Annotated in this window: 21 protein-coding genes and 2 pseudogenes; 18 read left to right on the plus strand and 5 right to left on the minus strand. The window is 26.1% G+C overall.

The features are described from left to right. Window positions 1–21: 21 nt before the first annotated feature. Genes trmD through ylqF form a run of 3 tightly spaced genes read left to right on the plus strand, consistent with a single transcriptional unit; the run spans window position 22 to window position 2,083 of the window. Window positions 22–756, plus strand: coding sequence for a tRNA (guanosine(37)-N1)-methyltransferase TrmD (gene trmD, locus ACFEL5_RS01925; RefSeq protein ID WP_375315568.1), 735 nt, complete (start codon window positions 22–24; stop codon window positions 754–756). A gap of 24 nt (window positions 757–780) precedes the next feature. Then, entirely contained in the window at window positions 781–1,152 is a 372-nt protein-coding gene (gene rplS, locus ACFEL5_RS01930; protein ID WP_342189925.1) for a 50S ribosomal protein L19, read from the plus strand. A 58-nt stretch (window positions 1,153–1,210) separates the two neighbouring features. Then, window positions 1,211–2,083, plus strand: a complete 873-nt coding sequence (gene ylqF, locus ACFEL5_RS01935) for a ribosome biogenesis GTPase YlqF (RefSeq protein ID WP_338967258.1) — start codon at window positions 1,211–1,213, stop codon at window positions 2,081–2,083. A 274-nt stretch (window positions 2,084–2,357) separates the two neighbouring features. On the opposite strand, the gene ACFEL5_RS01940 is transcribed toward ylqF, so the two are convergent. Next, window positions 2,358–3,302: an IS30 family transposase gene (locus ACFEL5_RS01940; protein WP_375315203.1), complete on the minus strand. Its 945-nt coding sequence runs from the start codon at window positions 3,300–3,302 to the stop codon at window positions 2,358–2,360. Window positions 3,303–3,661: 359 nt separating this feature from the next. On the opposite strand from ACFEL5_RS01940, the pseudogene ACFEL5_RS01945 reads away from it, so the two are divergent. The 5 genes and pseudogenes from ACFEL5_RS01945 to ACFEL5_RS01965 all read left to right on the plus strand — a co-directional run. Then, window positions 3,662–3,958, plus strand: a pseudogene (locus tag ACFEL5_RS01945) (phosphopyruvate hydratase); the annotation flags it as partial. Window positions 3,959–4,103: 145 nt separating this feature from the next. Beyond that, window positions 4,104–5,117 (plus strand): annotated as a pseudogene (gene eno / locus ACFEL5_RS01950) (phosphopyruvate hydratase); the annotation flags it as partial. Window positions 5,118–5,417: 300 nt separating this feature from the next. Further along, on the plus strand, window positions 5,418–6,347 hold the full coding sequence (gene pfkA / locus ACFEL5_RS01955) for a 6-phosphofructokinase (RefSeq protein ID WP_342189813.1): 930 nt from the start codon (window positions 5,418–5,420) through the stop codon (window positions 6,345–6,347). 47 nt (window positions 6,348–6,394) lie between these two features. Further along, entirely contained in the window at window positions 6,395–7,357 is a 963-nt protein-coding gene (locus tag ACFEL5_RS01960; RefSeq protein WP_342262586.1) for an ABC transporter ATP-binding protein, read from the plus strand. Then, window positions 7,357–8,757: an ABC transporter permease gene (locus ACFEL5_RS01965; protein WP_375315569.1), complete on the plus strand. Its 1,401-nt coding sequence runs from the start codon at window positions 7,357–7,359 to the stop codon at window positions 8,755–8,757. The genes ACFEL5_RS01960 and ACFEL5_RS01965 overlap by 1 nt, the downstream gene beginning before the upstream one ends. 222 nt (window positions 8,758–8,979) lie before the next feature. Here the strand turns inward: ACFEL5_RS01965 and ACFEL5_RS01970 are convergent, their stop codons facing one another. Next, window positions 8,980–9,198, minus strand: coding sequence for a hypothetical protein (locus ACFEL5_RS01970; protein WP_375315570.1), 219 nt, complete (start codon window positions 9,196–9,198; stop codon window positions 8,980–8,982). A gap of 58 nt (window positions 9,199–9,256) precedes the next feature. Between ACFEL5_RS01970 and ACFEL5_RS01975 the strand changes: the two genes are divergently transcribed. The 4 genes from ACFEL5_RS01975 (at window position 9,257) to rimM (ending at window position 12,080) form a co-directional block, all read left to right on the plus strand. Beyond that, on the plus strand, window positions 9,257–10,201 hold the full coding sequence (locus ACFEL5_RS01975) for an IS30 family transposase (RefSeq protein WP_338966716.1): 945 nt from the start codon (window positions 9,257–9,259) through the stop codon (window positions 10,199–10,201). Window positions 10,202–10,895: 694 nt separating this feature from the next. Then, entirely contained in the window at window positions 10,896–11,294 is a 399-nt protein-coding gene (gene rpsP / locus ACFEL5_RS01980) for a 30S ribosomal protein S16 (RefSeq protein ID WP_375315201.1), read from the plus strand. A gap of 16 nt (window positions 11,295–11,310) precedes the next feature. After that, window positions 11,311–11,559 carry a KH domain-containing protein gene (locus ACFEL5_RS01985; protein WP_338967265.1) on the plus strand — a complete coding sequence of 83 codons (249 nt, stop codon included), beginning with the start codon at window positions 11,311–11,313 and terminating at the stop codon, window positions 11,557–11,559. After that, on the plus strand, window positions 11,559–12,080 hold the full coding sequence (gene rimM / locus ACFEL5_RS01990; RefSeq protein WP_375315571.1) for a ribosome maturation factor RimM: 522 nt from the start codon (window positions 11,559–11,561) through the stop codon (window positions 12,078–12,080). The genes ACFEL5_RS01985 and rimM overlap by 1 nt, the downstream gene beginning before the upstream one ends. On the opposite strand, the gene ACFEL5_RS01995 is transcribed toward rimM, so the two are convergent. Genes ACFEL5_RS01995 through ACFEL5_RS02005 form a run of 3 tightly spaced genes read right to left on the minus strand, consistent with a single transcriptional unit; the run spans window position 12,077 to window position 14,423 of the window. Continuing rightward, complete coding sequence (locus tag ACFEL5_RS01995; protein ID WP_375315748.1) at window positions 12,077–12,724, minus strand: IS30 family transposase; 648 nt, start codon at window positions 12,722–12,724, stop codon at window positions 12,077–12,079. The genes rimM and ACFEL5_RS01995 overlap by 4 nt on opposite strands. Then, window positions 12,721–13,482: an IS30 family transposase gene (locus ACFEL5_RS02000; protein ID WP_375315749.1), complete on the minus strand. Its 762-nt coding sequence runs from the start codon at window positions 13,480–13,482 to the stop codon at window positions 12,721–12,723. The genes ACFEL5_RS01995 and ACFEL5_RS02000 overlap by 4 nt, the downstream gene beginning before the upstream one ends. After that, window positions 13,479–14,423 (minus strand): IS30 family transposase, encoded by a 945-nt coding sequence (locus ACFEL5_RS02005; protein WP_375315203.1) that lies wholly within the window; start codon window positions 14,421–14,423, stop codon window positions 13,479–13,481. The genes ACFEL5_RS02000 and ACFEL5_RS02005 overlap by 4 nt, the downstream gene beginning before the upstream one ends. A gap of 460 nt (window positions 14,424–14,883) precedes the next feature. Here ACFEL5_RS02005 and ACFEL5_RS02010 point away from each other — a divergent pair, with 460 nt between their 5' ends. The 6 genes from ACFEL5_RS02010 (at window position 14,884) to ACFEL5_RS02035 (ending at window position 21,311) form a co-directional block, all read left to right on the plus strand. Further along, a complete protein-coding gene (locus tag ACFEL5_RS02010; RefSeq protein WP_342277956.1) occupies window positions 14,884–15,240 on the plus strand; it encodes a helix-turn-helix domain-containing protein in 357 nt (118 codons plus the stop codon). Between the two features lie 80 nt (window positions 15,241–15,320). Beyond that, window positions 15,321–16,265: an IS30 family transposase gene (locus ACFEL5_RS02015; RefSeq protein WP_338966716.1), complete on the plus strand. Its 945-nt coding sequence runs from the start codon at window positions 15,321–15,323 to the stop codon at window positions 16,263–16,265. 86 nt (window positions 16,266–16,351) lie between these two features. Then, the gene (locus ACFEL5_RS02020; RefSeq protein WP_375315750.1) at window positions 16,352–16,909 is read left to right on the plus strand and encodes an IS30 family transposase; all 558 of its coding nucleotides are present in this window, start codon (window positions 16,352–16,354) and stop codon (window positions 16,907–16,909) included. 105 nt (window positions 16,910–17,014) lie between these two features. Further along, complete coding sequence (locus ACFEL5_RS02025) at window positions 17,015–17,773, plus strand: DNA-processing protein DprA (protein WP_375315572.1); 759 nt, start codon at window positions 17,015–17,017, stop codon at window positions 17,771–17,773. Between the two features lie 89 nt (window positions 17,774–17,862). Then, complete coding sequence (gene topA, locus ACFEL5_RS02030; RefSeq protein WP_375315573.1) at window positions 17,863–19,827, plus strand: type I DNA topoisomerase; 1,965 nt, start codon at window positions 17,863–17,865, stop codon at window positions 19,825–19,827. A 56-nt stretch (window positions 19,828–19,883) separates the two neighbouring features. After that, entirely contained in the window at window positions 19,884–21,311 is a 1,428-nt protein-coding gene (locus tag ACFEL5_RS02035; RefSeq protein WP_338967251.1) for an NADP-dependent glyceraldehyde-3-phosphate dehydrogenase, read from the plus strand. Window positions 21,312–21,416: the final 105 nt, after the last annotated feature.

Consider the following 21,416-nt stretch of genomic DNA (forward strand, 5'->3'; position numbering starts at 1 on the left):
TATAAAGGAGGCAAGAAATTAATGACAACAATTCAAATTATCACTTTATTTCCCGAACTCTTTGTTAGTTTTATTAATACATCAATTATTAAGAATGCTGTTAAGAAAGAAAAAGTAAAGTTTAATATCATTAATCTTCGTGATTTTGCTATTGATAAGCATCAACAAGTTGATGATTATCAATATGGTGGTGGTAATGGGATGGTATTAATGGCACCGATTGTAGTTGCAGCGATAAATTATGCTCGTGAGCAAATCCCTAATAGTCAAGTGATTTTATTATCGCCACAAGGAAAAACATTTAAACAGGATATTGCTAGTGCAATGGCTAGTAGTAATAATTCATTAATTTTAGTTTGTGGTCATTACGAAGGTTTTGATGAAAGAATTAGAGATTTTGTTGATATGGAAATATCTATTGGTGATTATGTTCTTAGTGCTGGTGAAATTGCCAGTATGGTTATAAGTGATGCTGTTATTCGCTTATTACCAGGTGTTATTCAAGAAGCATCACATCAAAATGATTCATTTACTAATAAGTATTTAGATTATCCTGTATTTACTAAACCATTAGTTTTTAATAATCAGCAAGTTCCTGATGTCTTATTATCAGGTCATCATAAAAATATTGATATTTGAAGAAAAGAACAAGCGTTTTATAATACATATAAAAAGCGACCAGATTTGATTGACTTAAATCAATTAACACCACAAGAGCAAATTTGAATTGCTGAATTAGAAAAAGATAAAAAATAAATAATAATGGAAGGAGCAATTGTTATGAATATGCAATTAGATCGACAAATTACTGAACAACAACTTCGTACTGATATTCCAAAATTTAAATCTGGCGATACAGTAAGTGTTGCTGTTGAAATTAATGAAGGTAACAAAAAACGAACACAAGTTTTTACTGGTTTAGTTTTAAAGCGTCAAGGGTCAGGTATTAGTTCTAGTTTTACTGTAAGAAAACTTACTGGTAGTACTAGTGTTGAAAGAACTTTCCCTTTACATTCACCGCTAATAAATAAAATTGAAGTTTTAAAAATTGGTCGTGTTAGAAGAGCGAAGTTATACTATATGCGTGATCTTATTGGTAAAGCTGCAAGAATTAAAGAAGTAGTTAGTTCTAATAAGAGAAATAAGGGATAATAATTAATAAAGGTAAAGGTAGAATTTGCCTTTATTTTTCAATTAAGGAGACATATTAATGGAAAAGTTAAATATTAATTGATTTCCAGGTCATATGGCAAAAGCTATTCGCTTGATGAAAGAAAAATTAGCATTAGTTGATTTAGTAATTGAACTTCGCGATGCGCGAGCCATTAACTCTAGTATTAATCCAATTATTCAAGAATTATTTAAAAATAAACCACGAATTATTATTTTGAATAAAAAAGATTTAAGTGATATGAAAGTAAATCAAGAATGAATGGCATTTTTAAAAAAAGACCCGTTAGTTAAAGTAGTATTAACTAATTTATTAGTTGATCAACCCAAAAATGAAATTATTTTATTAATTAATCAATTATTGAAAGATAAAATTAATCATCAAAAATCTCGTGGCATTCCAAATTGACAAATTAAGGTGATGATTATTGGGATTCCTAATGTCGGCAAATCACGGTTAATTAATAATTTAGTTAAAAGAAAAGTAAGTAATGTTGCTAATCAACCAGGAGTTACGAGAGGGATTCAATGAGTCAAGTTAGCGCAAAATATTCATTTACTAGACACGCCGGGAATTTTATGACCTAAACTTGATGATCCACTAGTGGCAATGCATTTGTCATTAATTGGAGCTATTAAAGAGCAATTATTACCATTTATTGATATTAGTTATTATGCGTTTAATTTTTTAGCAAAGCATTATCCTCATATTTTAAAGGAACATTATGCGCTTATTATTCAGTGAAAACAAGATATGCAAACTAAAGAAATGGATTATTATTTTTTGCAAATGGCGAAAGCAAATAATGTATTAGGTTCTTCTGAACAACAAATTATTCAAATGATGACAAATTTTTATTATGCTTTTACAAAAGGAACAATTAAAAATATTTCCTGAGAAAGACCGAAATAATAATGGGGGCGTATTAAATAAATATTGATATTATAATTTTGTTTTTGGATTTTTGCAAATATGTAAGTAAGAATATTAAATATATAACACAGTATTGTGCCGCTAGTATTTTTTATTTAAATTATAGAAGTAGCTATTTTTGATATTTTAATTTTTAGAGATGAAACAGAAACTAAATGAAAAGAAAAATTTAATAGCGATGTTCATTTATTAATTAAAAATATGAAAAAATTCGTTGTAAATTTGAATTGCCAAATTGTAAAGTTAAGTGCAACTAAATTATTTTTCTAACCAAATATTCGATTGGCGAAAGATAATTTAGTATTTTTCTTGGTCTTTGGTTTAAAGACAATATAAATTTATGAACTGCATTTTTAGTAGTGTTTGAAAAATTAAATTTTTTAGGAAATTTTTCTCTAATTAAACCATTAGTATTTTCATTAGTACCTCTTTGTCAAGGTGAATATGCATCAGCAAAATAAATTTTCACATTTAAATTTTTTTCAAGTTGTTGTCAATTAGCAAATTCTTTACCCCTATCAAATTTTATAGTCTTAACAAGATTATTTGGAAGAATTGATAAATAATGACTAATATTTTTGTTAATAACTTTAGTAGTTCTATTTTCAACTAATATTGCTAAAGTAAATCTTGATGTTCTTTCAACTAAAGTTATTAAACATGATTTACTTTTACCTCGTGATGATACTACAGTATCACCTTCTCAATGGCCAAGAGTTATGCGATTATTAACATTTCGTTCTTTAATGGATTTACCATTAAATTTACCCCGATTTTCTTGAGATTTTCGTTTCTTACCTTTTCTTCTTAAATTTTTACTAGTAACCTTTTCAAGTAATCCAGAATAAATTCAATTGTAAATTGTTTTAAAACTAATAATTCATTCTTGATGAAAATTTTTAATTCTGCCATAAATTTGTTCAGGCGATCAACCTAATAATAATTTTTGTTGTACATATTTTACTAATTCTCTATTTTTAAATTTATGAAAATAAACATGTAATTGTTTTCTATTTTCTGCTTTATTTTGTGCAATTAATGAAAAATAATGATTATTATCTTTATTTCTATTAACTTCTCGATTAATAGTACTAATACTTCGATTAAGATTTTTAGCTATTTCACTAATTTTTACTTTAAATTTCAATTGATTCTCAATATAAATTCTTTCATCTATGCCAAGATGTTTGTATCCCATATAAAAACTCCTTAAATTTACTTTTTCTAAAATAAACTTAGCATCATGAAATTTTTATATGAAATCTTTTGCAATTTTATTTACTTGCACTTACAAGTATAATTCAGCTAAAAAATACCTAAGAAAACTAAACGCGACCTATTTTCTGTGTGTCTTTGTCTAGTTTTTGCTATAATAGACTTGGTACATAACCTTTAATTTTATCTACTATTTTGATAATTATTTTTTAGATGAAATACAAATGTTAGATAAATACAAAGATAAAAATGAATTTTATAGTTTAGTCGGCATAAAATGTTATAGTTATGTACCAAGTCTAATATATAATATATATCTCATTTAGAGGAGGATAGTAATAGATGTCAAGAATTACAGATGTAAGAGCAATAGAAGTTTTAGATTCTCGTGGTAATCCCACAATTCAAGTGGAAGTGTGAAGTGAATTTGGTTACGGCAAAGCCTTGGTTCCGTCAGGGGCATCCACAGGTGAATTAGAAGCTTTAGAATTAAGAGATAACGATGAAAAGCGATATATGGGTAAAGGTGTTTTAAAAGCTGTTGCTAATATTAATAAAATGATTCGTGAAAAAGTAGTAGGAATGGATGTTACTAATCAACTTTTAGTTGATCAAGTGATGATTAAATTAGATGGTACAGATAATAGACTTGGTACATAACTATAACATTTTATGCCGACTAAACTATAAAATTCATTTTTATCTTTGTATTTATCTAACATTTGTATTTCATCTAAAAAATAATTATCAAAATAGTAGATAAAATTAAAGGTTATGTACCAAGTCTAATAAAGAAAAATTAGGAGCTAATGCGATTTTAGGAGTATCAATGGCAGTTATGCGTGCAGGTGCTGATGAAGTAGGTTTACCATTATATCAATATATTGGTGGTATTAATGCTAGAAAATTACCAGTACCAATGTTAAACATTATTAATGGTGGAGAACATGCAGACAACACAATTGATTTTCAAGAGTTTATGATTATGCCGGTTAGTGCTCCTGATTTTAAAGAAGCAATTAGAATGGCAGCAGAAGTATTTCATACTTTAAAGAAAATTTTACACGATGCTGGTGATACTACTTCTGTTGGTGATGAAGGTGGATTTGCTCCAAATTTAGATAATGAAGGTGCATTAGATGTTATTGTTAAAGCAATTGAAACAGCAGGATATAAAGCTGGTACGGATATTAAAATTGCAATGGATTGTGCTTCTAGCGAACTATATGATAAAGAACGAAAAATTTATGTCTTTAAAAAACTAAGCAAAAAAAGTGGCAAAGTTGTTGAAAAAACTACTGATGAAATGATTTTGTATTTAGAACAGTTAGTTAATAAATATCCGATTATTTCTATTGAAGATGGACTATCAGAACATGATTGAGATGGTTTTGTTAAATTAACAGAAAAATTAGGTAATAAAGTCCAAATTATGGGAGATGATATTTTTGTAACTAATCCTAAAATAACAAAAGAAGGTATTGAAAAGCAAGCGGCTAACTCAATTTTAATTAAAGTAAATCAAATTGGAACAATGAGTGAAACGATTGCGACGATTCAAATGGCGCAAAAAGCTAATTGAACAACAGTTGTATCACATCGTTCAGGTGAAACTGAGGATACAACTATTGCTGATTTAGCGGTCGCTTTAAACACTGGACAAATTAAAACTGGTTCAATGTCAAGAACCGATCGGATTGCTAAATATAATCGTCTCTTAACGATTGCACATGAATTAGGTGCTACTGGTGAATATGATGGAATGGAAACATTTTATAACTTAACAAAAAAATCTTAAAATCTTAAAACCTTTAAATATCTCCTAGTTAATTGGGAGATATTTTTTATTTAAGAATATTATTTCTTTAATTAGAAACGATTTTCACTCTATTCTTGCTATTGTAGTAGTAAAGGAGGTTTAACGATAAAATTAAAATTTTATTAAGGATACCTTTTTAAAAAATAACAAATTAATAGTATAGTCCCCAACTAATTAATTATTAAGGAGACAAATAGCACTTTAATAAATTAGTATATTGTGGAGAATATATTTTTGCTATAATTAAAATACTAAATATTTAGAAGGGATAAATTAAAAATGGCAAAATTGATGAAGAAAGTTGCGATATTAACTTCTGGTGGCGATGCGCCAGGAATGAACAATACGGTGGCGCAAATAATTAAAAAAGCAATAGCAAATAATATTCTGCCTTACATTGTTAGGGATGGTTATGAAGGTTTAACACAAGGTTGAATTGAAGAAACTAATGAAGACTTTGCGAGAAAAATTGTTAATCGTGGGGGAACAGCGATTGGTACTTCCCGTTATCCTGAATTTGCAAAGGAAGAAGTAAGACAACGAGCGATTAATAATTTAAAACAATTAGAAATTAATAATTTAATTGTTATTGGTGGTGATGGTAGTTATCAAGGTGCTAATAAATTAGTAGCAATGGGATTAAATTGTATTGGTTTGCCAGGAACAATAGATAATGATGTTGTATCAAGTGATTTTACTATTGGTTTTGATACGGCATTAAATACCGTTATTGAAGCAATTGACCGTGTTCGCGATACTAATGAATCTCATAATCGTTGTGGAATTATTGAAGTTATGGGTCGTTATTGTGGAGATATTGCGATGCTGGCGGGAATTGGTAGTGGTGTGGAAATTATTAGTACATCAGAAAATAAATTGACAGAAGAAGAAATTATTCAGCAAACTAAAAAATGTTATGAGAAAAAGTATCGTTCGGTAATTATTCTTGTAACGGAAAAACTGTATGATGTTCATCAATTGGCGAAAGAAGTTGAAAAAGGTAGTGGTTATGTTACGCGAGCAACAGTCTTAGGACATATTCAAAGAGGCGGTATGCCAACAGCAATGGATCGCTATTTAGCAACAATTTTAGGAACTGAAGCTATTAAGCAATTAATTGCTGGCAATACAGGGATTTGTATTGGATTAAGTGGAAATGGTTTACAAAGTTATTCTTTTACTAAAGCATTAGCAATGAAACGAAAATAAGCTGGTCGTATTCATCATTAGTCATAAAATATACAAGGAGTAAATTAATGGAAAATAATAATTATGCAATTTCTATTAGTGGATTAACCAAAAGGTTTAAAAAACAAGTTGCTGTTAATAACATTACTATTAAAGTAAAAAGTGGTAAAATTCATGGTTTTATTGGACCTAATGGTAGTGGAAAAACAACAACAATTAAATGTTTAATCGGTTCAATTATTCCTAATAGTGGTGAAATACAAATTGATGGTAAAGATGCTACGCTGTCTGTAGCTAAAGAAGTTTTAGGATATATTCCTGAAAATGCTCGTTTTCCAATGCACTTATCAACATATAAATATTTAACTTGAATGAGTTTTTTACGAGGAAACGATTGAAAAAAAAGTAAAAAGGAAGCTAAAGCATCATTAGAACAATTAAATTTATGAAAGTTTCAACGAAAAAATCCTAATAGTTTTTCTTCTGGAATGAAAAAAAAGGTATTATTAGCACAAGCTCTTATTTCTAATCCTAAAATATTAATTTTAGATGAACCAGCAGCTAATTTAGATCCAACAGCGAGAATGGAATTATTTGATGAATTAATTAAACTTCGTGATATGGGAAAAAGCATTTTGATTTCATCACATATTTTATTAGAGTTACAAAATATTATTGATGAAGTTACAATTTTAAATCATGGTAATGTTATTTACAGTGATATCATTCAAACTAAAAAACAAAATTTATATATGTTTGATCCTTTAAAACCAGAATTGTTTATTAAAGTATTAAAAAAAGCTGGTTATGATGTTCAAATAATGAATGAAAAAATTGTGGTGCAAATTAAAAATGATCAAGAATTGTTAAATATTAGTGAATTAGCGCTTGAACATAAAATTTTAATTAAATCAACACAACCGTATACAACAGACTTAACTGAGTTGTATGAACAAATTATTAAAAATGATCAACAATCAGAAATTGTGTCTAGTCATAAAAACAGTAATAAAAAGGAAGGTAAGAAGTAATGCCGATTAAAACTCAAAAAGTAACAAGTAAAAACTATAAATTTAGTTTTAGAGCGCCAATTTTGCTTTATACTTTAAATAAAATTATTAAAGCAATTTCATCTTGAGTTTTTCTAATTATTGGTTTAATAATTCCTTTAGCGATTGTCGGTTCATTATCTTATTTTTTAAATATGCGTTTAGAAACTGTTTCTAATATTACTACTGATGTGATAAGAGCAGAATATGTTTCTTTAAATAATCAAATAATTACTATTTTATATGGTTTTTTTATTAGTTTTTTAATTTTATTAAGTTATTCTAAAGCATCACAAATTTTTCGTGATGAAATTAGTGATGGAACATTATTAATTTTTAATACTTTACCAATGACAAGAACAAGACTTGTTACAGAAAAAATCTTAGCATTTCACATTACAATTATAACTTATATAATTATTTGTTTAGGATTGCCAATTTTAATAACACCATTATTTTTTAAAGTTTTACCATTTATTTTTATGGGTCAATTTGCTAAAAATATTTTTATTTTAATTGGAGTTTTAATATTATTGCAGTTTTTAATTTCTAGTCCTGCTTTATTATTGTCATTAGTTTTTTCTTCAAAAGTTTTAATATTATTTGCTGCTTTATTTCTTGGTTTAATTCAAATTTTTGGTTTAGTTGATACATTTATAAGTCCGATGGCTGCTGGTTCAAATTTATTTCAAAGACAATCAGAATGAGATGAAGACTTTAAGTTAATTCCTGATTTTAGGAAATTACTTTTATTAAGTGATGTTGAATTAGAAAAATCAGGATTTAATGAATGAAAAAATGCAATTAATAAATATGCACAAGACAATGGTGGTGAAGTTGGATATAATTATTTTGATTATTCAATAGAACCGTGAAAAGAAACAAATTTTCAATTAGCAGTGGATAATACAAATAATATTAGTAACCCATATAACATTAATTATAAACAAATGTTTAATATCATTTTGAAATATAAAATATTTAATAAAATTACGAGAGTATGAGATGATAGTCAAGAATTTAATAAGGTTATGGGATATTGGTTTGCAATCAAATTTGATGAATGAAGAAAATTATTAGGTCAGAAGATACCACCATTTACTGTTACGATGGGGAAAATAGCTACTGCAATTTCATATTTAAATGTTGTTAAACATTGACAGTTATTAGTGTCACCAGCCTTGAATGATAATAATATAAATAAGATTAATACTAACAAGAATATTGGATTTGTAAAAAATGGTGATAGTTCATATTCATATCGCCCTGATATTACAAGAGAAATTATTAATATTCCTGGTGCTTATGTTTTCTATATTCTTTTAACTATTGGTGTCATTTTTGGAACCTGATGGGTGTTTAAAAATAAAGATTTTACTTAATTTATTACTTTTAAATTGATTAATATTAATAATAAAAATAGTTCTTATACAATATGTGTAAGAACTATTTTTTAAATTAAAATTATTATTATTTTTCTAGTAGTAATTAAATATTAAATTTGTTAATATTATTCATAAGAATGTTATGAAGTTAGACTAATAAATAGTTATTTTTTAAAAAAGGAGGTTGTAAGTATTATCTTTTACTATTAACTTATTATTTTAATTGTCAGGAGAGTTTTTGGTGAATAAACTATTTTCTAGTTTAGTATTAATTAGTATTTTTGCTACTAATAATATAGCATTGCTATTAGAAACGGATCAATTTGTTATCATTAATAATGATGAAGGAAAAATAATTGATTTATCAATTTTATCTAATCATTTTAATGCTGAATTATACTTGTAAGTGCAAGTAAATAAAATTGCAAAAGATTTCATATAAAAATTTCATGATGCTAAGTTTATTTTAGAAAAAGTAAATTTAAGGAGTTTTTATATGGGATACAAACATCTTGGCATAGATGAAAGAATTTATATTGAGAATCAATTGAAATTTAAAGTAAAAATTAGTGAAATAGCTAAGAATCTTAATCGAAGTATTAGTACTATTAATCGAGAAGTTAATAGAAATAAAGATAATAATCATTATTTTTCATTAATTGCACAAAATAAAGCAGAAAATAGAAAACAATTACATGTTTATTTTCATAAATTTAAAAATAGAGAATTAGTAAAATATGTACAACAAAAATTATTATTAGGTTGATCGCCTGAACAAATTTATGGCAGAATTAAAAATTTTCATCAAGAATGAATTATTAGTTTTAAAACAATTTACAATTGAATTTATTCTGGATTACTTGAAAAGGTTACTAGTAAAAATTTAAGAAGAAAAGGTAAGAAACGAAAATCTCAAGAAAATCGGGGTAAATTTAATGGTAAATCCATTAAAGAACGAAATGTTAATAATCGCATAACTCTTGGCCATTGAGAAGGTGATACTGTAGTATCATCACGAGGTAAAAGTAAATCATGTTTAATAACTTTAGTTGAAAGAACATCAAGATTTACTTTAGCAATATTAGTTGAAAATAGAACTACTAAAGTTATTAACAAAAATATTAGTCATTATTTATCAATTCTTCCAAATAATCTTGTTAAGACTATAACATTTGATAGGGGTAAAGAATTTGCTAATTGACAACAACTTGAAAAAAATTTAAATGTGAAAATTTATTTTGCTGATGCATATTCACCTTGACAAAGAGGTACTAATGAAAATACTAATGGTTTAATTAGAGAAAAATTTCCTAAAAAATTTAATTTTTCAAACACTACTAAAAATGCAGTTCATAAATTTATATTGTCTTTAAACCAAAGACCAAGAAAAATACTAAATTATCTTTCGCCAATCGAATATTTGGTTAGAAAAATAATTTAGTTGCACTTAACTTTACAATTTGGCACTTGCACTTACAAGTATAATTCAGCATAAACATAAATTATATTTTTTAAGTAGTAGTAATATTAACTGTTAAGTAGGGCGCATAAAGTTTTGTTAGGTGGGTAAAGATTTGAATAATTTTGAAAGAAAAGCAACTAAAAATTTATTACCTTTTTACTTGAAAAATAATTAATAAAACAAAATATTTAATATTAACAAACATATTCTTAATAAAAGGTTATAAAAACTAAGTAAAATGCTTATAAAAACAACATTAAAATAATTTTTTACAACAAAAATCATACATAAGAAATATATACTTAATTTGCATATTGAAATAATTTATAGTAAATGACTATTTTTTCTTTTTTAAAAAATACCTAAGAAAACTAAACGCGACCAATTAATAATTTTTCATTGTGTAAAAATTCAATAATATGATAAAATAGTAATGAATAAAAATGACAATAACAAGAAAGGTATGGTTAGTTTAGTAATTAAATAATATAATTAGCTGATTGTTTTACTTCTTCAAAGCAATACCTAAGAAAACTAAACGCGACCTGTTAAGTAAACTTACTTGACATATATATCGATTAACGATATTATTAATTATGGTTTAAAAAGATAACTAAACCAATAATAGTGAGAGGAGTACTTATATTTTATGGTTAAATTAAGACTGAAAAGGATGGGAAAAACTAAACAACCTTTTTATCGTATTGTTGCTATTGATTCTCGTATTAAAAGAGACGGTGAATATATTGAATTAATTGGAACATATGATTCTTTAAATGATTCGTTAAAAATTAATAAAGAATTAGCTTTAAAGTGATTAACCGTTGGTGCTCAACCAACTGAAACAGTTCGTAGTTTATTTGCAAAAGAAAAAATTATGCAGGCATTTCATGAATTACGACAAAAAAATAAAGCAAAGAAATCAACAGCAGAGAAAAAAGTGATTAAAAAAGAAGTTTTAGCTAAGGAAGTTAAAAACAAAGTAAATGATGATAAAAGTAGTAATTCTAAATCAACAGTTAAAGTTTCAAAAGAAGCAAAGGTTATTGATGAAAAAAATTCGAGAGAATAAATGGAGTTAGCTAATGATGAATTACATTAATACTGTTAAAATATTAATTAGTCCAATTGTTAAAGATATTAATAATATTCAAATTAGAATGTTAAATGAAAATGACAATGAATTAGAAATTCTTATTATGACTAGTGATAGTGATTTGGCAAGATTAATCGGTAAAAAAGGATTAATTATTGATTCGATTCGTCGTTTAGTTAATGTTAAGGCATCAAGAGAGCAAAAAAGAATTAAAGTATCTTTAGAGGCTTTTAACGAATAATGAAGTTTGTTAAAATTGGTAAGGTTATTAATACTCATGCTTTAAAGGGCGAAGTAAAGATTAGATGTTTAATGCCTAAATATGAGCGATTCTTTGATGCTAATCATGATATATATTTTTATGATTCTAATAATTATACTTATGAAATATTAACGGTTGTTAGTTCTAGAAGTCATAAAGGTGATCTTTTAGTTAAATTTAAAAATTATGATTATATTAATGACATTTTATTTTTAAAGACTCAAGATTTATTTCAACTTAGTAATAATCCTCATTTAGTAAATGATGACGAAGTTGAAAACTATATTGGATTACAAGTTATCAATGTTGATGATAATTCACTTATTGGTGAAGTGATTGATTACTTTATTACTAAAGCGCACGGTGTTTTTGTTATTCAAACAGTTATTGGTGAACAAAAAATGTTGGCCGATGTTTCACAGTTTATTATGAATATTCTTTGAGAACAAAATACTGTTTATGTTAAGTTAATGCCAAATTGTAAAGTTAAGTGCAACTAAATTATTTTTCTAACCAAATATTCGATTGGCGAAAGATAATTTAGTATTTTTCTTGGTCTTTGGTTTAAAGACAATATAAATTTATGAACTGCATTTTTAGTAGTGTTTGAAAAATTAAATTTTTTAGGAAATTTTTCTCTAATTAAACCATTAGTATTTTCATTAGTACCTCTTTGTCAAGGTGAATATGCATCAGCAAAATAAATTTTCACATTTAAATTTTTTTCAAGTTGTTGTCAATTAGCAAATTCTTTACCCCTATCAAATGTTATAGTCTTAACAAGATTATTTGGAAGAATTGATAAATAATGACTAATATTTTTGTTAATAACTTTAGTAGTTCTATTTTCAACTAATATTGCTAAAGTAAATCTTGATGTTCTTTCAACTAAAGTTATTAAACATGATTTACTTTTACCTCGTGATGATACTACAGTATCACCTTCTCAATGGCCAAGAGTTATGCGATTATTAACATTTCGTTCTTTAATGGATTTACCATTAAATTTACCCCGATTTTCTTGAGATTTTCGTTTCTTACCTTTTCTTCTTAAATTTTTACTAGTAACCTTTTCAAGTAATCCAGAATAAATTCAATTGTAAATTGTTTTAAAACGCCAAATTGTAAAGTTAAGTGCAACTAAATTATTTTTCTAACCAAATATTCGATTGGCGAAAGATAATTTAGTATTTTTCTTGGTCTTTGGTTTAAAGACAATATAAATTTATGAACTGCATTTTTAGTAGTGTTTGAAAAATTAAATTTTTTAGGAAATTTTTCTCTAATTAAACCATTAGTATTTTCATTAGTACCTCTTTGTCAAGGTGAATATGCATCAGCAAAATAAATTTTCACATTTAAATTTTTTTCAAGTTGTTGTCAATTAGCAAATTCTTTACCCCTATCAAATGTTATAGTCTTAACAAGATTATTTGGAAGAATTGATAAATAATGACTAATATTTTTGTTAATAACTTTAGTAGTTCTATTTTCAACTAATATTGCTAAAGTAAATCTTGATGTTCTTTCAACTAAAGTTATTAAACATGATTTACTTTTACCTCGTGATGATACTACAGTATCACCTTCTCAATGGCCAAGAGTTATGCGATTATTAACATTTCGTTCTTTAATGAATTTACCATTAAATTTACCCCGATTTTCTTGAGATTTTCGTTTCTTACCTTTTCTTCTTAAATTTTTACTAGTAACCTTTTCAAGTAATCCAGAATAAATTCAATTGTAAATTGTTTTAAAACTAATAATTCATTCTTGATGAAAATTTTTAATTCTGCCATAAATTTGTTCAGGCGATCAGCCTAATAATAATTTTTGTTGTACATATTTTACTAATTCTCTATTTTTAAATTTATGCCAAATTGTAAAGTTAAGTGCAACTAAATTATTTTTCTAACCAAATATTCGATTGGCGAAAGATAATTTAGTATTTTTCTTGGTCTTTGGTTTAAAGACAATATAAATTTATGAACTGCATTTTTAGTAGTGTTTGAAAAATTAAATTTTTTAGGAAATTTTTCTCTAATTAAACCATTAGTATTTTCATTAGTACCTCTTTGTCAAGGTGAATATGCATCAGCAAAATAAATTTTCACATTTAAATTTTTTTCAAGTTGTTGTCAATTAGCAAATTCTTTACCCCTATCAAATTTTATAGTCTTAACAAGATTATTTGGAAGAATTGATAAATAATGACTAATATTTTTGTTAATAACTTTAGTAGTTCTATTTTCAACTAATATTGCTAAAGTAAATCTTGATGTTCTTTCAACTAAAGTTATTAAACATGATTTACTTTTACCTCGTGATGATACTACAGTATCACCTTCTCAATGGCCAAGAGTTATGCGATTATTAACATTTCGTTCTTTAATGGATTTACCATTAAATTTACCCCGATTTTCTTGAGATTTTCGTTTCTTACCTTTTCTTCTTAAATTTTTACTAGTAACCTTTTCAAGTAATCCAGAATAAATTCAATTGTAAATTGTTTTAAAACTAATAATTCATTCTTGATGAAAATTTTTAATTCTGCCATAAATTTGTTCAGGCGATCAACCTAATAATAATTTTTGTTGTACATATTTTACTAATTCTCTATTTTTAAATTTATGAAAATAAACATGTAATTGTTTTCTATTTTCTGCTTTATTTTGTGCAATTAATGAAAAATAATGATTATTATCTTTATTTCTATTAACTTCTCGATTAATAGTACTAATACTTCGATTAAGATTTTTAGCTATTTCACTAATTTTTACTTTAAATTTCAATTGATTCTCAATATAAATTCTTTCATCTATGCCAAGATGTTTGTATCCCATATAAAAACTCCTTAAATTTACTTTTTCTAAAATAAACTTAGCATCATGAAATTTTTATATGAAATCTTTTGCAATTTTATTTACTTGCACTTACAAGTATAATTCAGCAATTAAAAACAAAATTAAATAATAAAGTAATTTTAAAAATATTAATTTTTAATTTATAGTAATGATAAAATTAAAATAGAATAAATATTTAAAATAGTCCTTTAAAGTACTATTTTTTATTTGTCAAAATAGAAATAAATAATAAAAAAGGGGTTGCATTGTTTAGAAATATTTTTATTATTCAATTGCTGGAATTTAGTGTGGAGATTATAGTAAAAAAGGAGAGATATCATATTATATATGTGCTGAATTATACTTGTAAGTGCAAGTAAATAAAATTGCAAAAGATTTCATATAAAAATTTCATGATGCTAAGTTTATTTTAGAAAAAGTAAATTTAAGGAGTTTTTATATGGGATACAAACATCTTGGCATAGATGAAAGAATTTATATTGAGAATCAATTGAAATTTAAAGTAAAAATTAGTGAAATAGCTAAAAATCTTAATCGAAGTATTAGTACTATTAATCGAGAAGTTAATAGAAATAAAGATAATAATCATTATTTTTCATTAATTGCACAAAATAAAGCAGAAAATAGAAAACAATTACATGTTTATTTTCATAAATTTAAAAATAGAGAATTAGTAAAATATGTACAACAAAAATTATTATTAGGTTGATCGCCTGAACAAATTTATGGCAGAATTAAAAATTTTCATCAAGAATGAATTATTAGTTTGCTGAATTATACTTGTAAGTGCAAGTAAATAAAATTGCAAAAGATTTCATATAAAAATTTCATGATGCTAAGTTTATTTTAGAAAAAGTAAATTTAAGGAGTTTTTATATGGGATACAAACATCTTGGCATAGATGAAAGAATTTATATTGAGAATCAATTGAAATTTAAAGTAAAAATTAGTGAAATAGCTAAAAATCTTAATCGAAGTATTAGTACTATTAATCGAGAAGTTAATAGAAATAAAGATAATAATCATTATTTTTCATTAATTGCACAAAATAAAGCAGAAAATAGAAAACAATTACATGTTTATTTTCATAAATTTAAAAATAGAGAATTAGTAAAATATGTACAACAAAAATTATTATTAGGTTGATCGCCTGAACAAATTTATGGCAGAATTAAAAATTTTCATCAAGAATGAATTATTAGTTTTAAAACAATTTACAATTGAATTTATTCTGGATTACTTGAAAAGGTTACTAGTAAAAATTTAAGAAGAAAAGGTAAGAAACGAAAATCTCAAGAAAATCGGGGTAAATTTAATGGTAAATCCATTAAAGAACGAAATGTTAATAATCGCATAACTCTTGGCCATTGAGAAGGTGATACTGTAGTATCATCACGAGGTAAAAGTAAATCATGTTTAATAACTTTAGTTGAAAGAACATCAAGATTTACTTTAGCAATATTAGTTGAAAATAGAACTACTAAAGTTATTAACAAAAATATTAGTCATTATTTATCAATTCTTCCAAATAATCTTGTTAAGACTATAACATTTGATAGGGGTAAAGAATTTGCTAATTGACAACAACTTGAAAAAAATTTAAATGTGAAAATTTATTTTGCTGATGCATATTCACCTTGACAAAGAGGTACTAATGAAAATACTAATGGTTTAATTAGAGAAAAATTTCCTAAAAAATTTAATTTTTCAAACACTACTAAAAATGCAGTTCATAAATTTATATTGTCTTTAAACCAAAGACCAAGAAAAATACTAAATTATCTTTCGCCAATCGAATATTTGGTTAGAAAAATAATTTAGTTGCACTTAACTTTACAATTTGGCGTTTTAAAACAATTTACAATTGAATTTATTCTGGATTACTTGAAAAGGTTACTAGTAAAAATTTAAGAAGAAAAGGTAAGAAACGAAAATCTCAAGAAAATCGGGGTAAATTTAATGGTAAATCCATTAAAGAACGAAATGTTAATAATCGCATAACTCTTGGCCATTGAGAAGGTGATACTGTAGTATCATCACGAGGTAAAAGTAAATCATGTTTAATAACTTTAGTTGAAAGAACATCAAGATTTACTTTAGCAATATTAGTTGAAAATAGAACTACTAAAGTTATTAACAAAAATATTAGTCATTATTTATCAATTCTTCCAAATAATCTTGTTAAGACTATAACATTTGATAGGGGTAAAGAATTTGCTAATTGACAACAACTTGAAAAAAATTTAAATGTGAAAATTTATTTTGCTGATGCATATTCACCTTGACAAAGAGGTACTAATGAAAATACTAATGGTTTAATTAGAGAAAAATTTCCTAAAAAATTTAATTTTTCAAACACTACTAAAAATGCAGTTCATAAATTTATATTGTCTTTAAACCAAAGACCAAGAAAAATACTAAATTATCTTTCGCCAATCGAATATTTGGTTAGAAAAATAATTTAGTTGCACTTAACTTTACAATTTGGCATGTTAATAAAAATAAATATTTTGTTAAAGGAAATTACTTATTTAATAACAAAATATAATAACAGGAGGTTCATAATAATTATGGAAAAAGTATTATTATATTTTGCTATCAAATACGATGGTAATTGAGATAAAGTATATGAAGCATTGGATAAAAAGGAAAAAATTGCGTTGGAAGAATTACAAAATATTGAAGATAAAATTACTTGCCAATATTTAACAATTTTAAGTTCACAATATCCGGCTGGTTTAAAAACAATTTACAAACCACCGTTTGTAATTTTTTATGAAGGAAATATTGATTTATTAAAATATTCTCAAAAAATTATTGCTATTACAGGTTCACATTATCCTAATGTTTATATTAAAAAAGTTGCTAACGATATGGTTCAGCAATTAGTTAATCATCAAAAAATTTTAATGACTTCATTTAATGCTGGGGTTGAAATATTAGTTCATCAATTAATTAAAGAAAATAGTATTTCTGGAAATAGTGTGGTTATTATTAATGATAGTAATAATTATGATGCAAACCAACAAGAATTGCTTTTGTATCTTAAAAGATATCATTTAGTAATTAGTGAATATCCGCTTCATATGACAAGAGAAAATATTAGTCCAATTGATAGTAATGTTCAAAGAATCTTATTAGGATTATCAAAAGCATTATTGGTATTATCGTTTGCTGATGAAAAAATTATTCATTCATTAGTAGATAGTGCTTTTAATGAAAATAAAGATGTTTTTGCAGTTCCTAATCAAATTTATGAGAACTTTGCTACTAATAATCTTATTAAAAATAGTGCTAAATTAGTGCAAACTATTGATGATATTTTATAAACTTGATAAAGTCTTTAAAATGTACTAAAATATTGCCGTATTTATAAAAATGTTGAGAATCAAAAGATTCTTTTAAGGAGTAAAGTGTTATGAGTAAAAATGTTGTTATTATGGAGTCGCCAACGAAAACTAAAGCGGTACAAAAGTATCTTGGAGATGATTATACTGTTGTTTCTTCCGAGGGACATATTACCAATTTAGCGAATAAAGGTGAATATTATTTAGGGATTGACTTAGAAACATTTACTCCATATTATCGAATTGAAACTAAGAAAAAGCCACTTGTTAAGAAATTACAAGGTTTAGTAAAAGATGCCGATAAAATTTTTCTGGCAACTGATCCCGATCGTGAAGGAGAAGCAATTTCATATCATTTAAATGAAGTTTTAAAAATTCAAAGTAAATCCGTTCGGGTGAGTTTTAATGAAATTACTAAAGATATTGTTATTGAAGCATTTAAAGTACCAAGAGAGTTAGATATGAATTTAGTTCATTCACAAGAAGCAAGAAGAATGATTGATCGGATGATTGGTTTTCGGTTAAGTAAGTTATTGCAAAAGAAAATTCGTTCAAAATCAGCAGGAAGAGTTCAGTCAGTAGCTTTAAAACTTCTTGTGTTGCGAGAAAAAGAACATCAAATTTTTATTCCCGAACAATATTGAACAATTGAAGCTTATTGAAAGCAACATATTTTAAAATTAACAAAATATTTAAATAAAAATATTGAGATTAAAACTGAAGCAGATTCTCAAAATATTATTAAAAATTTAAGTAGTAAATATAAAGTTATTGATATTCAAGAAAAACCTCGAATTAGACAAGCAAATAATCCTTATACTACTTCAACAATGTTACAGGATGGGTCATCACGATTAAATTTTGCTGCTAATAAAACATCTTTATTAGCACAACAATTATATGAAGGAATTGATATTGATGGATTGCTAACAGGATTTATTACTTATCCAAGAACTGATTCAATTCGTTTAAGTGATAAATTTGTTAGTGATACTTTTGCTTTTATTACGGAATCATTAGGTAAAGATTATTTAGGACAAGTAAAAATTACTAAAAAGAAAAACAATGTTCAAGATGCGCATGAAGCAATTCGGCCAACAGATATTTTAATGACTCCTGAGAAGGCAAAAAATTATTTAGGTAAAGATCAATTACGACTTTATAAACTAATTTATAATCGGGCGATGGCATCATTAATGGCTCCAGCAAAAATTACGGGGAAAACTATTATTTTGGATAATAATGATTATGAATTTCGGTTGACAGGACAAACAATTTTATTTTTAGGATTTTTAAAATATTATCAAAGTGATGAGGAAGATAATATTAGTATTAAATTACCAGCTTGAAAAATTGGCGATGTGGTAAATATTAAAGATATTAAGGCATTGCAACATTGAACTAAACCAAAACCACGATATAGTGAAGCACGATTAATTAAAACATTGGAAGAATTAGGAGTAGGGCGGCCTAGTACTTATGCTCCGATTATGAGAACTTTGCGCGAGCGAGGATATGTTTTATTTGAGAATAAGGCTTTAAAAGCTAGTGAAAAGGGAATTTTAACTAGTGATAAACTGCAAGAGTTTTTTCAAGATATTATTAGTGAATCATATACTTCACAAGTAGAATCGCAATTAGATTTAATTAGTCACGGTGAAAAAGATTATCAAGAGCTAGTTGGTTCTTTTTGAGAAAAATTTGAACCTCGTGTTGAAGAAGCTTTTGAAAAAATGACGGAAGTTGAAATTGAAAAGACGGGTACTAAATGTCCAAGATGTGATAGTGATTTAGTTTATCGATTTGGAAAGTATGGTAAATTTATTGGTTGTTCAACATTTCCAAAATGTCGTTATATTTCATCATTAAATCCAGTTAATTTAGGATTTTGTCCACAATGTATTGAAGGCGAAAAAGTTATTAAAGTTAATCGTCGTAATCAAAAATTTATTGCTTGTAGCAATTATCCTGAATGTGATTTTGTTGAATCTTATGAACAATCCAAAGATGAAACAGAAAAAGCAACATTAGAATAATTAATTTTTCTGTTTTTAAAACTAAAAACGATATAATTATATTTAGAGGTGATAAAATGGAAAAAGGTCAAGCATTAATTAATGGTAAGTTGCTTTCTTCAACAAATGTTATTGAAATTACGAGTCCAAACACATTAGAAGTAATTGGTAGTGTTCCTGCTCTTTCGTTAGAAAATATTAATGATGCGTTTTTGGCAGCTAAGGATGTCCAAAAGCAATGAGAGGGATTATTAATTAATGAAAGAATTAAGTTTATTGAACAATGAAAGCAGTTAATAATTGAAAATACTGATGCGCTTGCTAATTTGATGGTCTTAGAAATTGCTAAAGGTAAAAAAGCAGCTATTTCTGAAATTAATCGCACAATTGAATATATTGATTTTACTGTTAATGAAGCATATCGTATTTATCCTGAATCATATACAGGTGATGCTTTTAATGTGAAAAATAAGTTGGCAATTTTTTCGCGAGTTGCTAAAGGAGTTGTTTTAGCAATTTCACCTTTTAATTATCCTGTTAATTTATCGTTAGCAAAAATAATTCCAGCATTAATTATGGGGAATACAGTGGTTTTTAAACCAGCTTCACAAAGTTCTTTAACAGGATTATTTTTAGCTAAGTTAGCATTTGATGCTAATTTTCCTGCTGGTGTCATTAATGCGGTTACTGGTAAGGGCAGTGTTATTGGTGATAGTTTAGTAACCCATCCAGCAATTAATGTTATTTCTTTTACTGGTTCTGATGTTACAGGAAAACATATTACAAAGATTACTAATAAAGTGGATATTATTTTGGAATTAGGTGGTAAAGATCCAGCCATTGTTCTTAAAGACTGTAATCTCGCAATGACGGCGAAAAAAATTGTTAAAGGAGCATTTAGTTATTCAGGTCAAAGATGTACTGCTATTAAAAGAGTTTTAGTTGATAATACGATTGCTGATGAATTGGTATCTTTAATTAAAGTTGAAACAGAAAAATTAACAGTTGGAAGTCCGAATGATAATGCTGATATTACGCCAATTATTGATATGAAAACCAGCGATATTCTTCAAAAATTAGTTGATGACGCGTTAGAAAAAAAGGCATTGTTAGTTTTAGGAAATACTAGAAAAAATAATTTGTGATATCCAACAATTATTGATAATGTTACTAAAGATATGGATATTGCTTGGATTGAACCATTTGGACCGGTGTTGCCAATTATCAGAGTAACATCAATTGGTGAAGCGATTACGCTTGCAAATAGTTCTAAATATGGTTTACAAGCATCAATTTTTACTAATGATATTGATACGGCGGTTAAAATTGCTAATCAATTAGATGTTGGTTCCATTAACATTAATGATGCTCCCCAACGCGGACCAGATTATTTACCTTTTTTAGGAATTAAAGATTCAGGGATGGGCGTACAAGGGATTCGCGAAGCATTATTATCAATGACCCGACATAAAGGTATTGTTTTTAATTGAAAGGCAGACAAATAATAACAAGAAATTTAATAATGATATTGTTTTTAAAGTTAAGTATTTACTTAACTTTTTTTTGGATTTTTAAATTAGACTTGGTACATAACCTTTAATTTTATCTAC

It is taken from the genome of Spiroplasma endosymbiont of Tipula paludosa, assembly GCF_964264785.1.
Classification (GTDB): domain Bacteria; phylum Bacillota_I; class Bacilli_A; order Mycoplasmatales; family Nriv7; genus Nriv7.